This window comes from Candidatus Latescibacterota bacterium, assembly GCA_020633725.1.
Lineage (GTDB): Bacteria > Krumholzibacteriota > Krumholzibacteriia > JACNKJ01 > JACNKJ01 > VGXI01.
Genome location: JACKDC010000006.1, coordinates 252753 through 268213, shown reverse-complemented (window position 1 = coordinate 268213; position 15461 = coordinate 252753). Strand labels below are relative to the sequence as shown.

Here is a 15461-nt window from a genome sequence, read left to right as displayed (position 1 = left end):
CACCTGCTTTCCTAGGGCGGGGGAATCCCGACGGATACGGACGGGACGCGCGGTCGGTTCCGGCGGGGGCGTCGCCGGGGCGTCCCCTTGGACACCCCGGCCCCGCCCGACGCGGCAGCTCAGCGGATCAGGACCAGCCGGCGCAGCGCGCTGCCCTCGGCAGACTCGAGCCGGGCCAGGTAGACGCCGCTGGCCAGGCGGCGGCCGGCGTCGTCGCGGCCGTCCCAGTCCACCGCGTGCTCGCCGGCGGCCGCGCGCGTGTCCACGAGGGTGCGCAGCCGCGCGCCGCGCAGATCGTAGACGTCCAGGCGCACCTGGCCCGGCCCGGCGAGCGCATAGCGGAGGCGCGTGCTGGGGTTGAAGGGGTTGGGGTGGTTGTCGAGGCGCGGAGCGGCCGCGGCCGTCTCCGGCACGGCGGTGGTGGCGGCCGGAAGCGCGGCGAGGAAGCTGTTCACGGTGATCCCGCCGAAGTCCAGGTCGCCGAACTGCGCGTTCTGGCCGACGGTCCCCGCCAGGTAGGCCGTCCCGTCAGGTCCGAAGACGACGGCGTGCCCCGCATCCACCCAGTCGCTGCCCGCGGTGGTGGCGTCCAGCACCGTGCCGTCCGCGGCGTAGTCGAGCAGGAGGACGTCCTCGTTGCCATAGGCGGTCGGCGGCATGGCGTTGCCCAGCCAGTCGACCGTGCCGCGCGAGAAGCCGGCGAAGGTCACCGCGTCGGGCCGCGCGCAGAGCACCAGCCCGACCCCGGGGCCGGCGTCGCCGAAGTAGGCGTCGGGATAGCTTTCCCTCAGCCAGAGGAAGTCGCCCTGCCCGTTCACCTTGCACAGGAAGAAGTCGTAGACCCAGTCCGGCCCTTCGGCCTGGATCCCGCCGAAGTCGAAGGCGTCGAAGAGCAGCCCGGCGACGTACACGTTCCCCACGCCGTCCGAGGCCAGCCGCGGCTGCTGGAAGGTGACGTCCTCCACGAAGCGTACCCACTGGCCCACGCCGTCGGCGCCGTACTTCGCCAGGTAGACGTTGTAGGTGAAGCCGGTGCTGGCCTGCAGCCCGCCGAAGCTGTGGTTGCCGCTGCTGCAGGCGCCCGTGGCCCAGAGGGTGCCGTCGGCGTCGAAGGCCAGGCCGCTGAGCGCGCGCACGTTGCCCTGCGCGATCGTCTGCACGAAGTTCCCCGCCGCGTCCAGGCGCCGGATGCTGGTGTCGAGCAGCACGTCGACGCCCACCCACACGCGATCCTGGGCGTCCACGGCCATGGCCGTGATGCCGGAGAGGTTGGCGACGTCGTCGCCGGGGTCGCGCAGCCAGCTCACGTTGCGCGCGGCGTCGAACTTGAGGAGAAAGGCGCGCAGCAAGGTGCCATTGCCGGGCAGCGAGTGCGTCGCGTCCACCTGCAGCGGACCGCGATAGGCGCCGTAGAGCAGCAGCGCGCCCTGGCTGTCGACGGCCATGCCGTCCACGCTCGCCTCGCCCGTGAGGGTGGCGCTCCAGAGCAGCGCGCCGGTCGCGTCGAATTCCTCCAGCTCGACGGTGCCCAGGTAGTGAAGCGAGATGATGCCCGTGGCGTCCAGCAGCCGCGCGCTGATCGGATGCCCGCCGGGTCCGAGGGTCACGCAGCTCGCGGCCAGCGAGGGATTGCCCGCGCCGACCACGGGCTCCACGTGCACCCAGTCGAAGTCGCGCGCGGCGGCGGGGCCGGCGAGCGCCAGCCCCAGCAGCAGGATCGGAACGAGACGAGGGCGCATGGGACGCCTCCTTGTGTGGGGTCTAGAGCTCGCTCAGCACCTTCCGCTGTCGCGCGAGACGCTGCTCGCGCTCGTCGGCGAAGCGCTTGATGCCGGCGAAGATCGTCTCCTCGTCCAGGCCCGCTTCGGCGATGACGTCCGGCTCGGTCCCACCGCTGAGCCAGTGGTCCTGCCGGTCGGAGTTCAGGGAGTACTCGTCCGTGAGGGGCCCGAGATCCCGCACGGGCTGCATCCGGCGCGTGCCGGTGCTCACCACCATGGCGTCGTAGCGCGCCGCGGCCGGCAGCACCGACTCGCGATAGGCCGCGCCCTGCCGGTCGAAGAGCTCCTCGCTGATCACGGCGACGACCTTCACGTTCACCCCCGCCTGCTCCAGCCGCGGCAGCACCTTGAGCAGGTTGACCGTGGAGCTGGAGCCCTGGGTGAGCACGGTGCCGTGGCGCGGGCCGGGCGCGAAGTCGCGGATGACATAGAGGCCCTTGGCCGCCGCGCGGATGTCCGTGTCGGCGAAAGTGGCGCGGTCGGCCACCGGGAAGTCCGGGCGCGCCACCTCGAGGACGATCACGCCCACCTCCGGCTCGCGCGCCGCGATGGCCGCGGCGGCGAAGTAGCCCGGCGCAACGTCGTTGTAGTCCCAGAAGCTCAGCGTGATCGCCTGACCACGCGGGAAGAGCTTCCACACCTGCGGCGCGAAGATCCCGAAGTGCGTGCGCGCGTCGGCGGCGGTCTCCGGCCCCGAGTGCCCGGCGAGGATGTGCAGCACGCCCACGCGATAGGGACTGTCCTGGTTCTGCTGGCTCCAGACGCGCGCGGGCAGGTACATCAGCGGCGTGAACGCGCCGTAGGTGCCGCTGATGCCCCAGACGCCGTCGTGCGCCGCCGGGTCCAGCGACGCCGTCTGCCCGATCAGGCCGACGATCGTGCTCGCGTTGCCCGCCTCCTGGATGCCCGCCTTGAACACGGTGCCGGCGGGATTGTTCACCGGGTCATAGCGGCCGAAGAGGCCGGTCTTTTCCACGTTGATGGACCCGGCCAGGTCCGCCGCGATCGCGACGAAGCGGTTGTCCGTGACGACGTTCGCCCACTTGAAGATCTCCGAGATCGCGCGGCGCGTGCCGGCCACCGCGCCCGGCTTCTCGAAGAGCTTCACGGAGACCTCGGTGGACGCGCCCGTCACCGAGTCGGTGGCGGTCACCTTCTGGGGTTCCAGCGGCAGGTTCTCCACCGCGAGGCGAGGGTCGGTGAAGGGATCGCGCGCGGCCTTGCGGCGCAGCTCGAGGTCGTCCTTCACGCCGTCGCCGAGGGCCACGAGGCGATTCGCCAGCCAGTCGCCCAGGCCGCCGTCGAGCACGCTCAGGGCAACGTCCACGTTGCGCTTGAACTGGATCAGGCGCTCGCGGTCGTCCTTCAGCGCGCCCGCCTCGAGCCCCTCGAACTTCACGCCGAAGCGCTTCTCGAAGGTGCCGGCCAGCGCGCGGAAGTAGTCGCCGTTCATGGGGAAGGCGTAGGGGTGCGACGCGTGGTCCACCACCGCCTTGCCGTAGCCGGGGATCTCGCCGTCCACGGCGCCCGGCCACCAGCCCTTGATGGTGCGGCCGATGAGGATCTGCGGGCGCCGGTCGGCGGGATCGGCGGCCTCCATGGCCGCGAGGCCCGCGGCGACCTGGTCGTAGTCGTTGCCGTCCTCGATGGAGAACACGTTCCAGCCGTAGGACGCCCACTGGTTCGGGATGTCGTAGCCGGTGAACTCGGGGCCCACCACGCTGCCCACGAGCTCGTCGTCGATGCCCGCGTTGTTGAAGGACAGCAGCACGCGCAGGCGCTTGCCGGTCTTGAGCGCCACCGCCTGGGTCTTGAACTCCTGCGAGTGGCCGCTGGTGAGCGCGAACTCGCCCTCGATGGCCATCACCTTGGGATTCGCCATCGGCGCGCCCATGAAGTCCCAGAAGGCCGCCTTGCCCGCGGCGCTGGCGATGCCCACGCCCGAGGGGCCGCCGTTGACGTCGTTGGTGAGGTCGCAGGTCTCGGAGTGGCCCGACAGCGAGCGGATGCCGCGCAGCTTGGCCTGCGCGAAGAGCGGGTCGTCGGCGAGGCCGCGGTCGACGAGGAGCGTCTTCAGCGCGCCGGCGCCGCGGCGGAAGCCGAGGGCGTCGATTGATAGCATGGAGGTCTTCGGGTCCGCCGCGAAGCGCGCCTCGCCCGTGCGCGCGTGGGCGCGGGCCAGCGCTTCGCCCATGATGATCCACATCGCGTAGGTCACGGGCGCGTTGTGCCCGCCGGCCAGCATGAACTTGTCGCAAAAGGGATGCTTGGGGCGGCGGTAGTCGTAGCGCAGACCGCCGTGGTCCGGGCCGAGCAGGTGGCTGGTCACGACGAAGGGCGTGTAGGCCAGCGGGCCGCCGAAGTGGCCCGTCTGCGCGTAGTTGCCCAGCAGGCTGAGGGTCATGGCCGTGAGCCAGCCGATGGACTCCACCTCGTCCCGATCGTAGTCGGGCACGGTGATGCTGCTCTTGCGCACGCGCTGCTCGGCGTCGATGCCGCTCACGGCGACGCTGCGGGTCTTTTCTTTCAGCAAGGATGGGCTCCTGCGCTCGTGGGTTCGGCACGGAGAACCGTGCGGCGACGTGATTTGACTCAATCATGCCAAAGCCGGCCCGGCGATGGAAGGGCCAGGGTCCCGTCAGCGTAAATGCGGATTAACGGGTACGAAAGGCGTGCTCCGCCGTGACGACGAATTCGTGAGCTCGCTCACGGCGCGTTTCCGTCGCCCGTGATAGAATTACGGGCTCACCCGGAGGTCTGCCATGCGGTACTGGATGGTCGTTGCGCTTGTGCTCGCCTGTTCGCCCGCACGCGGGCAGGCCCAGTGCGTGGACTATGCCGACCACGTCCACTGGGAATCCGAGCTGCTGATCTACGGCTATGCGAATGACCTCGAGGTGGCCGGCGACCTGCTCGCCGTGGCCGGCGGCATCGACGGCCTGCTGCTCTTCGACGTCACCGACCCCGCGCTCCCCGACACCCTCGGCGCTGCGGATCTCCCGGGCTCCGCGCGTGCACTGACGCTCGCGCCGGGCCGGGCCTATCTCACCGAGGACGGCGCCGGCCTCCGCGTGGTCGACATCACCGACCCCACCGCGCCGGTGATCCGCGGCAGCGCGGCCCTCGGCGACATCGGCCCCGGCCTCTGTGCCCGCGGCGATCGGGTCTACGTGGCCACGCGCAACGCCGGCCTCACGATCGTGGACGTGAGCGACCCCGACCTGCCGGCGGTCCTCGGCACGCTCAACACCGCCGGCCAGGCCCAGGCCGTGGCCCTCGACGCCACGGGCACGCTGGCCCTGGTGGCGGACGGCGCCACGGGCCTGCTGGTGGTCGACGTGAGCAATCCCGCCGCACCCACGGTCCTCGGCACCGCCAACACGCCGGGCAACGCGAACGGCGTCTGCGTCGACGGCAACATCGCCTACGTGGCCGACCTCCACGGCGGCCTGCAGGTGGTGAACTTCTCCGCCCCCGCGGCGCCGACGATCATCGGCTCGCTGGTGCTCGGCTACGCCACCGATCTCCGGAAGGACGGCAGCCTGCTCCACGTCAGCATCGAGAACGGCGGCCTGCGCATGGTGGACGTGAGCAATCCCGCCACGCCCGAGCTGCTGGGCAGCGTCTACACCGGCAGCGCCTACGGGGTGGATCGCGCGGGCGATCGCGTCTACCTGGCCGACGGCGACGTGCAGATCATCGACGTCACGGTGCCCGCCTCGCCCGCGCTCCTCGGCGCGCTCGATCCCGGCGGCTACGCCTACGACGCCACGGCCGCGGGCACGCTGGCCTTCGTGGCCGCGGGCCAGGGCGGGCTCCAGATCCTCGACATCGCCGACCCGGCCGCGCCGACGCTGCTCGGCACCTTGCCGACGGCCACCGCCGCCAAGGCCGTGCTGGTGGCGGGCGACACGGCCTACGTGGCCGTCGCCGCGGCGGGCCTGCTGATCGCGGACGTCAGCAACCCCGCGACCCCGGTCACCCTCGGCACGCTCGACACCCCCGGCGACGCGCGCGACCTCGCCCTCGGCGAGAACGGCACGCTCTACGTGGCCGACACTTCGGCGGGCGTGCAGATCGTCGACGTCAGCAATCCCGCGAACCCGCAGCTGCTCGGCACGGCCGCGGTGGACAACACGGCCGAGTCGCTCGCCTACGCCGACTCGCTGCTCTACGTGGCCGGCGGCACGGTGACGATCATCGACCCCACGAACCCGGCCGCGCCGGCGATCCTGTCGACCTACAACCCCAGCGGCTACGCGCGCGGCATCGACGCGGCCGGCGGGTTCATCTACCTCGCCGACAACAACCTCGAGATCATCAACGCGGTCAATCCGCTCGCGCCCCACCTGTACTCGCTCGTCGTCACGCAGGGCGTGAGCTACGGCGCCACGCTGGCCGAGCACTACGTCTACCTGGCCCAGGGCCAGGCGGGCCTGGCGGTGGTGGACGTGTCGAACCTCTCGACGCCGTTCCTCGTGGGCACCGTGGACGGCGACAACCAGGTCGGCGCCCTGGGCCTCGCGCTCAACGACGAGGTCGTGCTCATGCCCGACGGCAACGCCGGCCTCAAGCTCGCCCCCGCGCACTGCGACCTGCTCGTGGGCGCGAGCGATCCGCCGTGGCGGCCGCGACCCCTGACCGTGCTACCGAACCCCAGCCACGGCGACGCGACCCTCGCCTTCACGCTGGCCCGCGCGGGCCGGGTGAGCGCGCGCATCGTCGACGTGACCGGCCGCCACGTCCGCACGCTCACCGCGACCGCAGAGCCCGGCCCCGCGGCCCTGCTCTGGGACGGCCGCGACACGGCGGGCCGACCCGCGCCGGCAGGCGTTTACTTCGTGCGGGCGGACACGCCGGACGGCCCGCGCAGCGGGCGCATCGTGCGGCTGCGCTAGGCGGACCGGGCACCCGCCCCCGGGGGCGGGATTCAAGACTTCATGGTCAGGGTCAAGCTCGCCCCCGGGGGCGAGTGGGGGCTTCTTCGCATGGCCCCTTGACGCCACGAGCATTATACTATACATTAGTGGCGATCGCAAGGGGCAAGCGCGCATTTTCATGGAACTTGCGCCGCGGGACGATCTGGCCGAACCCGCCCCCGGGGGCGGGCTAGCGCGCCAGCACCAGCTTGCTGCTCTCGACCCGACCCTCGGCCTCGAGACGCGAGAAGTAGACCCCCGACGGCAGGGCCCGGCCGGCGTCGTCGCGACCATCCCAGGTCAGGACCTGCTCGCCGGCGGCGAACACGCCCTCCGCCAGCACGCGCACCCGGCGTCCCTGCGCGTCGTGAAGACTCAGCCGCGCGGGACCCGCGGCGCCCAGATCAAAGCGCAGCGTCGTGCTCGGGTTGAAGGGATTCGGGTGGGCGAGGCGCAGCGCCAGTGCGCCCCCACCGCTGGACTCCACGGCCGTAAGATCCGCCTCGAACACGGCCACACCATACGAGGGGATGTAGGCGGCCCCGTCCCGGATCTCCTGGAACAGGCCGGCGATCCACAACTCGTCGCCGCGAGGGAGCAGGGACATCGCCCCACCGATGGGCATGTCAACGATCCCGTGCCAGGCGCCGGCGTCCCAGTAGACGAGGTCCCCGGCGCTGGGATCGTCGCTGAGGAGGAACGAGCCCCCGGCTACCAGGTGGCCGGCGAACGACGCAAGCGCGTAGACGTGACCCTGGATCGTGTCGCCGATCGGAGTCCAGGTGGCGCCGTCCCAGCGCGCGACGCCCGCGGCAGGCAGGCCGCCGGCGTGAGTGAAGTCGCCGCCCACGTAGAGCAGGCCGCTGTCGACCAGCAGCGCGTGCACGGCGCCATCGACGCCCTCACCGAGGGGATGCCAGTCGGCGCCGTCCCAGCGCGCGACGTTCGCGGCCGGCTGACCGCCCGCGAGCGTGAATTCGCCGGCGGCGTAGAGGTCGCCGCCGAAGTCGGCCAGGGCTCTCACGACGGGGAAGTCGTTGCTGCCAGCGATCCCGGCGCCCAGCGGAACCCAGAGCGAGTCCACCCGCATCGCCACGCGCGCGCAGGGCTGGGCGTCGATGCTGGTGAACGCGCCGCCCACGACCAGATGCCCGTCGTGGTCCCCCAACGCGTAGCCACCGTTGCCGAGGTCGCCGTCGAGGCTGGTCCAGTCGGCACCGTCCCAGCGACGAACACCGTGGGTGTGGTAGTCGATGGAGTAGAGGACACCGTCGAAGTCGTGAAGCGCGGGGACGGTCCAGTCACAGGGCTCGTCGGGCGCGTCCAGCGCGTTCCACGCGCCGCCGTCCCAGCGGGCGATGCCGTTGACAACGACCTCGCCCGCCTGTGCGAAGTAGCCACCGACGAAGACCTGCCCGTCGTGAGCTTCCAGGCACAGGGCGTCGCTGCTCAGGCCCTTCCCCGTGCTTCCATAGCGGTCGAGGTGGCCATTGATGAAGCTCTTGTGGAAGGCTCTGCCCGTATCGACAGTGCCGTAGTGGCTGAAGTTGCCAACGGCGAGGAAGTTGGCCGCTTCCCCGTCGAGCGCGTAGACGGGCCCATCGGTCCCATCCAATCCGAAGTAGGACACGCCCCACGCTTGCCCGGTCCAGTAGGCGAGATTCGCTTCGTGACCGTAGGCGGCAGGGAAGTTTCCACCCACGAGCAGGGCGTCGACCTGCCACTCGGGCCCGCTCAGCAAGGTGTAGACGGGACCTGCTGGAGACTGCGCACCGTGCTCTTCCATCCCATGCCAGGCGCTGCCGTCCCAGTAGGCCAGGTTGTCCACCGCGGGTTCGCCCGCCGGCACGTCGCCATGCAGGTCCCCGCCCACGTAGAGCTTGTCCTGAAAGACGGTCATGGCGTAGATCACGTCATTGAAGTCGAAGTAGTAGTAGGGGTAGAGAAACTCCCAGTCGGAGCCGTTCCAGACGCAGATGTAGTCGGCGCCGATCCCCGCCGCGACGAGCTGTCCCTGGTAGATCGTCACGGCTGCCACGCTGCTCAGTGGGATCCATGGGTAGTCGCGCCATGTCGTCCCATTCCAGGAGCGCAGGCCAAAGTCACCGCCCACGTAGAGCACGCCGTCGTTGGCCCAGAGCTCCCAGACCGTGTCGGTGAAGTCTCCCAGTTGCGTCCAGGTGCTTCCGTCCCAGCGGAAGAGATGCCCGGGAAAGTCGCCGCCGGCGATGAGTTCTCCCTGGAAGGCCGCCAGCGATCGCACTGGGGTCAGAAACCCATCGCCGACGGGCGCGCAGGTGCTGCCGCAGGCGTCGTCATCGCCCAGTTCGCTCACCTGGAAGATGTTCCACACCGTCAGGTCACCCACGTGGTGGAAGGCGCCGCCGAAGAAGCGGCCAAGCCCCGGCACGTCGCAGGCGGCGTAGACGGGACCGTCCGTGCCCACGTAGGTGCGGTTGAACTCCGTCCACACCGTGCCCGACAGCTCGGCCTGTGCCGTCCCTGGCCCCAGCCACAACGCGAGCGCCAGCAGCGAAAACGTCCGCATCCTCCACCTCCGGCCCGGATCCGCATCAGATTATAGCAGCGCTCCCGGCCGCTGGCGAGCAAACCGCATGGGCCATTGCGCCGCGCCCGCCGCCCGCGCTACCCTGGGCCGTTCGCCCGGGCAGCCGCCCGCGCAACGTGGAGGGGATCATGGACTTGCGGGGACACGACTACATCGCCACCCAGGACTGGCGGCTCAGCGAGCTGCAGCACCTGATCGACCGCGCCGGCGAGCTCAAGCGGCAGTTCAAGGCCGGCGAGCCGCACCGTCTGCTGCCGGACAAGACCGTCTTCCTCTTCTTTCTCGACAAGTCCACCCGCACCCGCAACAGCTTCGAGGCCGGCGCCACGCAGCTCGGGGCGCACGCGCACTTCATCGACGCCTCCACCAGCCAGATGGCCCACGGCGAGAGCCCGAAGGACATGGGCATCATCTTGAGCAGCTACGGCCACGGCATCGCGATCCGTCACGACCTGGTGCCCGGCGAGGGGAACACGCTCATGCGCGCGGTGGCCGAGCACGCGAGCGTGCCGGTCATCAACATGCAGTGCGACGTGGACCACCCCTGTCAGACCCTCGCCGACCTCATGACCCTGCAGGAGCTGCGCGGCCGCGACCTGCGCGGCCTGCGCCTGGCCGTGAGCTGGGCCTACGCGCCGAGCTACGCCAAACCGGTGAGCGTGCCGCAGGGCCTGCTCACGCTGATGCCGCGCTTCGGGGTGGACGTCATCCTGGCTCACCCGCCCGGCTACGAGCTGATGCCCGAGCAGGTGGAGATCGCGGTGGCCAACGCCGCCGCGGCGGGCACGCGCCTCGAGTTCACCGACGACATGGACGCCGCCTTCGAGAACGCGGACGTCGTCTACCCCAAGAGCTGGGGCGCGCTGAACTACTTCGGCAATCCGCAGGAGGGCCTCGCGCTGGCCGCCGCGCACAAGGACTGGATCTGCGACGAGCGGCGCATGGCCATCGCCAACAAGGACGCCCTCTACATGCACTGCCTCCCGGCCGACCGCGGCAACGAAGTGACGGACGCGGTGATCGACGGCCCGCAGTCGGTGGTCTACCCCGAAGCGGAGAACCGGCTGCACACCTGCAAGGCGATCATGGCGGAGACGATGTGAGCATCGCGCCCCAGGGACCGGTCGAGGCCCGCTGCAGCGCCTGCGGGCGCGCGGCGGCCATCGCGCCCGACTTGTACACGTGTACACAGTGCGGCGGAACCCTGGACCTTCTTTACGACTACCCCGCGCTGGCCCGCCGCCTGGCCGCGGCGGGCGGCGAGGGCGTCAACCCGATGCTGCTGCTCTCGCCCGTGCGCCTCGCCGCCGATGACGCGCTCTTCTTCGAGCTGCTGGACTGGACGCGCGAGCAGCCGGCGACCCGTCTCGCTGACGCGCTCGGCGCACGCCACCTCACCCTGCTCGACGAGACCCGCCTCCCCTCGGGCAGCCTCAAGGATCGCGCCACGCTCGCGGTGCTTCTCCGCGCCCGCGAGATGGGCGCGCGCACGGTGGCCTGCGCGTCCACGGGCAACGCGGGCGCGTCGCTGGCCTGTCTCGCCGCGCGGCTGGGCATGGAGGCCGTTGTCTTTGCGCCGAAGCGCGCCCCCGCGGGCAAGCTGCGCCAGGTGCAGGCCCACGGCGCGCGGCTCATCCTCGTGGACGGCAACTACGACCTCGCCTACGAGCTCTGCCTCGAGGCCACGCGCCGCTTCGGCTGGGTGTCACGCAACACCGCGCACAATCCCTGGTGCGCCGAGGGCAAGAAGAGCGCGGCGCTGGCGCTCGCGCGGCCCGGCGTGCGCAAGATCGCCGACGCGATCCTCGTCCCCGCGGGCGACGGCTGCATCCTCGCCGGGGTGCACAAGGGCCTCGTGGACCTGCAGCGCGTGGGCTGGATCGACGACTTGCCCCGCCTGATCGCGGTGCAGCCCGAGGGCTCGGCGGCCATCGCCGACGCCTGGCGCGCGGGACGCGGCATCGAAGCCGTGCACGCGCAGTCGGTGGCCGACTCGCTGGTGGTCGACCGCCCCCGCGACGGCGAGAAGGCCCTCCGCGCGCTGCGCGAGACGGACGGCTTCGCGGTGACCGTGAGCGATCAGGAGATCTTGGCCGCGTCCTACGAGCTCGCGCGGCTCGAGGGCATCTTCGCCGAGCCGGCGGGCGCGGCGTCCATCGCCGGCCTTCGCCGCGCGCTGGCCGACGGCCTGCTGGAACCGGACGCGCGGGTCGTCGCGCTCGTCACCGGCCACGGCCTCAAGGACGCCGACGCCCTCGCGCCGCTCTTCACGCCGGCGCCGGTGATCACGGCGCTGGAGGAGGTGGCGCCATGAGCTGGGACCTGCCGCCGGAGCGCCGCGAGACCGTCACCCTGCGCTGCACGGTGAACGGGCGCGCAGTGGAACGCGAGGTCGAGACCACGCGGCGGCTGCTGCACTTCCTGCGCGAGGACCTCGGGCTCACGGGCGCCAAGGAGGTCTGCGCCGAGGGCGAGTGCGGCGCCTGCAACGTCATCATGGACGGGCGGCTGGTGAACAGCTGTCTCGTGCTCGCGGCCGAAGCCCAGGATGCCACGATCACGACAGTCGAAGGCCTCGCCGGCCACCCCGTGCAGACCGCGATGATGGACACGCACGCCGTGCAGTGCGGCTACTGCTTCCCGGGCCTGGTGCTGAGCGCGGCGGACCTGCTGGCCAAGACGCCGCATCCCGACCGCGCCGCGATCAAAGCCGCGCTGGCGGGGAACATCTGCCGCTGCACCGGCTATGCGAAGATCCTCGATGCCGTTGAGCTGGCGGCCCGGACCCTCGACCCGGGGCAGGACGCATGAGACCGCCCCACGCGCTCACCGCGCTCCTGCTCGTCGTGATGACCGGCGCCTGCGGCATCCCGCGGCCGGAGGATCCCGTCGAGCCGCCCGTCCTGCCCACGGTGACGGGCATGGTGCTCCACGGCGCGACCGGCGACCCGATCACGGTGACGGGCACCGCGGTGGAGGGCGAGATCGTCACCTACGCCGGCGGAGAGACCGAGCAGTTCACCGCGCGCTTCTTCGACGACACGGCCACGGAGTTCACGCCCGCGAGCGGCTTCGGCATGAGCTTGCGCGTGGACGACACCGCCATTGCCGCCACGGCCGGCCAGAGCGGCTGGACCTACCGCGTGCGCGGCGTCGCGGAGGGCGCCACCACGATGACGGTGAGCGTGCACTACGAAGGAGTGGCCGAGTACACGTCGCCGGCGCTGCCGATTCGCGTGGACCGTCTACTGGAGACCCTGCACTGGCTCTCGCCCGACACGCTGAACACCATCGTGACCGCGGGGCCCGTGGCCATCGAGGTCGCGCCGCTGGCCGGCAGCGACGTCACCCGCGTCAGCTTCCGCGTCAACGGCGTGCACCTGGTCACCGACACGAGCCCGCCCTTCACGGCCAGCTGGGATCCCACGCGCTTCGCCGCGCCCGGCCTCTACGAGCTGTCGGCGCTGGGCATGGACAGCGGCGGCGTGCCGCTCGCCGCCGACACGCTGCTGCTCATGGTGCCGCAGCTCACGGGGACCGTCACCGGCCGCTACGGCGGCGTGGGCGACGATCGCGTCTACGCCATGCTGGACGACGACGGCGCCACCGTGCTCGCCGGCGAGCTGAGCGTGCCGAGCGGGGGCATCGACGCGTGCGTGCTCTCGATCACGCCCGGCGGCAATCGCTGGGTCAGGGCCTACGGCGGCAGCGGGAGCGACCACCTGCGCTGCCTCGCGGTGTTGCCGGCGGGCGGTTACGTCGTCGGCGGGTGGACGACCTCGCTCCCGGACAGCCGCGGCCCGAACGCCTGGGTCATGCGCCTGAACGAGGGCGGCGCGGTGGTGTGGAGCCGCATCCTCGGCGCGGTGGACGACACGCAGTACGTCCACGCGCTCGCGCTCGGCGCCGACGGCAGCGCGATCGTGGCCGGCGAGCGGCAGGCGGCGGGCGAGTCGCGGCTGGTGCTGGTGAAGCTGAACGCGGCGGGCGACGTCCTGTGGAGTCAGGAACACGGCGGGCCGGGCCGCAGCATCGGCTACGCCGTGGCGATCGACGGCGACGGCTTCATGGTCACCGGCCTCCGCGAGCTGGCCGGGCAAGAACGCCTGTGGATGCTCCGCGCGAACGCCGACGGCAGCGAGGACTGGAGCCTCGACTACGCGCTGGGCGGTCCCTTCAACGCGGGGCGCGCGCTGCTCCCGCGCGCGGGCGGCTGGGCCGTGCTCGGCGGCGGCGACAAGGACCTCTGGCTGCTCGGCCTCGATCCGACCGGCGACCAGGACTGGAGCCAGCGCTACGGCGACGGCGGCTGGGACCAGGGCTTCTGCCTCACCGCCATGCCCGCCGGCGGCTACCTGCTGGGCGGCGTGCTGGAGACAGGCGCGCTGGGACGTCAGCTCGTGCTCGTGCGCACGGACGGCGCGGGCAACCAGAGCTGGCTCGCCAGCTTCGGCGACACCGGCGCCGACGAAGCGCGCGCCCTCTTCCCCCACGGCGCGGGCGCGCTGGTGGCCGGCGTCACCGACGCGGACAGCGCCGGCGGCGCGGACATCTGGCTGATGGGCGTCGACGCCACCGGCAACGCGATGAGCTACTAGCATGCACTACGACCGACCGCAGACGATCGCCGACGCCGCGGCCGCCCTGGCCGCGGGCGACGCGCGCGCGCTGGCCGGCGGCACCGATCTGCTGGTGCGCCTCGGCCGCGAGCAGGGCTGGCCCGCGGGGCTGGTGGACCTGAAGTCGCTGCCCGAGCTGCAGGGCATCGAAGTGCGCAAGGACGTGCTGCGCGTCGGCGCGGCGGCGCCGCTCGCCGACCTTCACGCCCATCCCGCCCTGGCCGCCTGGCCCGCCCTCGCCGAGTCACTGCGCGTCTTCGCCGCGCGGGCCATCCGCGAGCGCGCGACGCTCGGCGGCAACCTGGCGAACGCATCGCCCGCCGCCGACACCGTGCCGCCGCTCATCGTCTACGGCGCGCGGGCGGTGACCACGCGGCGGGAGTTGCCGGTGGAGGAAGTGGCCACCGGGCCGGGGCGCACCCAGCTCGAGGCCGGCGAGATCATCACCGCGGTGGAGATTCCGCGGCCGCCGGTGGGCGCGGTGAGCGTCTTCCACAAGCTCGCTTTCCGCGACGCCATGGCGATCGCCGTGGTGAACGTGGCCGCGCAGCTCGTGCTGGAGGGACGCGTGGTGCGCGAGGCGCGCATCGCCCTGGGCGCCGTGGCCCCGACGGTGATCCGCGCGCGCGAGGCCGAGGCGGCGTTGATCGGAAAGCCGCTCGATGCCGCGCGCATCGCCGCCTGCGCGGCCGCCGCGGCGGCGGATTGCGCGCCCATCGACGACCTGCGCGGCACGGCGGCCTACCGCCGCACAATGGTGGAGCGGATTCTCGTCTACCGGCTGGGGAGATTCGCCTCCGCGAACCCCGCTTCCTCGTAGACGAACTCCTCCACGAAGCCCAGGCGCTTGTAGAGCCGTTCCGCGGCGCGGTTGCCCGCGTGGACGTTCAGCCCGATCCAGCGCACGCGCGGACCCAGCGCGGCCAGCAGGGCGGCGGTGGCCGCGCGGGCGTGACCCTCCCCGCGGCGCTCGGTGCGCGTGGCGATGTTCCCGAGCATCGCGACGCCTTCGGCCTCGGAATACACGTGCAGCCCCGCCACGCTGAGCAGCACGCCCTTCTCCTCGACGCCGTAGAACATCCCCTTGCCCAGCTGCACGGGCTCGAAGTGCGCCTCGGGATAGCTGTCGGCGTAGAGCGCGCTGAGCTGCTCCAGGTCCGCGGGGCCGAGCGCGCGGGCGCGCCGCGCCTCGCCCACCGAGCCGGGGAAGCCCTTCCAGAGCATGCGGCGGAAGCGTCCGCGGCGGTTCACGGTGCGGGCGCTCGCCAGCGTGAGCAGGTCGGCGTCGAAGCCGTGGACGAAACCCGCCGGCGGCAGGAGCGGCAGCGCCGCGGCGAAGGGCGCGCCGATCGCGCCCGCGCCGCCGAAGGCGATGAGCGCCGGCACGCTGAGTCCGCGATAGAGGAGGAGCAGGGCCTCGGGCTTCGCCGGCGCGCCCCAGGCGAAGTAGTCGGCCTGCGGCCATTCCGCGGGATCGAGATCGCCCAGGTGGAACAGATAGCGCCCGGGATCGCGCGCGCAGAAGGCGCGGATGACGGCGGTGTCGTCCAGACGCTGCCAGCTCACGGCCAGA

Annotated in this window: 10 protein-coding genes; 6 read left to right on the top strand and 4 right to left on the bottom strand. The window is 71.9% G+C overall.

Annotated features, from left to right (window positions below):
• Positions 1-119: 119 nt before the first annotated feature.
• Positions 120-1739 (bottom strand): hypothetical protein, encoded by a 1620-nt coding sequence (locus H6693_13510; GenBank protein ID MCB9517202.1) that lies wholly within the window; start codon positions 1737-1739, stop codon positions 120-122.
• 22 nt (positions 1740-1761) lie between these two features.
• Complete coding sequence (locus H6693_13505; protein MCB9517201.1) at positions 1762-4314, bottom strand: hypothetical protein; 2553 nt, start codon at positions 4312-4314, stop codon at positions 1762-1764.
• Positions 4315-4543: 229 nt separating this feature from the next.
• Here H6693_13505 and H6693_13500 point away from each other — a divergent pair, with 229 nt between their 5' ends.
• Entirely contained in the window at positions 4544-6679 is a 2136-nt protein-coding gene (locus H6693_13500) for a hypothetical protein (protein ID MCB9517200.1), read from the top strand.
• Between the two features lie 211 nt (positions 6680-6890).
• Here the strand turns inward: H6693_13500 and H6693_13495 are convergent, their stop codons facing one another.
• Positions 6891-9248 (bottom strand): T9SS type A sorting domain-containing protein, encoded by a 2358-nt coding sequence (locus H6693_13495; GenBank protein ID MCB9517199.1) that lies wholly within the window; start codon positions 9246-9248, stop codon positions 6891-6893.
• A 149-nt stretch (positions 9249-9397) separates the two neighbouring features.
• Here H6693_13495 and H6693_13490 point away from each other — a divergent pair, with 149 nt between their 5' ends.
• The 5 genes from H6693_13490 to H6693_13470 are packed head-to-tail and all read left to right on the top strand — an operon-like array spanning position 9398 to position 14708.
• A complete protein-coding gene (locus H6693_13490) occupies positions 9398-10372 on the top strand; it encodes an ornithine carbamoyltransferase (GenBank protein ID MCB9517198.1) in 975 nt (324 codons plus the stop codon).
• Positions 10369-11583 (top strand): threonine synthase, encoded by a 1215-nt coding sequence (locus H6693_13485; GenBank protein ID MCB9517197.1) that lies wholly within the window; start codon positions 10369-10371, stop codon positions 11581-11583. Before H6693_13490 ends, H6693_13485 begins: the two co-directional genes overlap by 4 nt.
• Complete coding sequence (locus tag H6693_13480) at positions 11580-12080, top strand: (2Fe-2S)-binding protein (GenBank protein ID MCB9517196.1); 501 nt, start codon at positions 11580-11582, stop codon at positions 12078-12080. Before H6693_13485 ends, H6693_13480 begins: the two co-directional genes overlap by 4 nt.
• Positions 12077-13867, top strand: coding sequence for an Ig-like domain-containing protein (locus H6693_13475; GenBank protein ID MCB9517195.1), 1791 nt, complete (start codon positions 12077-12079; stop codon positions 13865-13867). Before H6693_13480 ends, H6693_13475 begins: the two co-directional genes overlap by 4 nt.
• Position 13868: 1 nt before the next feature.
• Positions 13869-14708 (top strand): FAD binding domain-containing protein, encoded by an 840-nt coding sequence (locus tag H6693_13470; GenBank protein ID MCB9517194.1) that lies wholly within the window; start codon positions 13869-13871, stop codon positions 14706-14708.
• Here the strand turns inward: H6693_13470 and H6693_13465 are convergent.
• On the bottom strand, positions 14663-15454 hold the full coding sequence (locus H6693_13465; GenBank protein ID MCB9517193.1) for a GNAT family N-acetyltransferase: 792 nt from the start codon (positions 15452-15454) through the stop codon (positions 14663-14665). The two genes, H6693_13470 and H6693_13465, sit on opposite strands and share 46 nt — an antisense overlap.
• Positions 15455-15461: the final 7 nt, after the last annotated feature.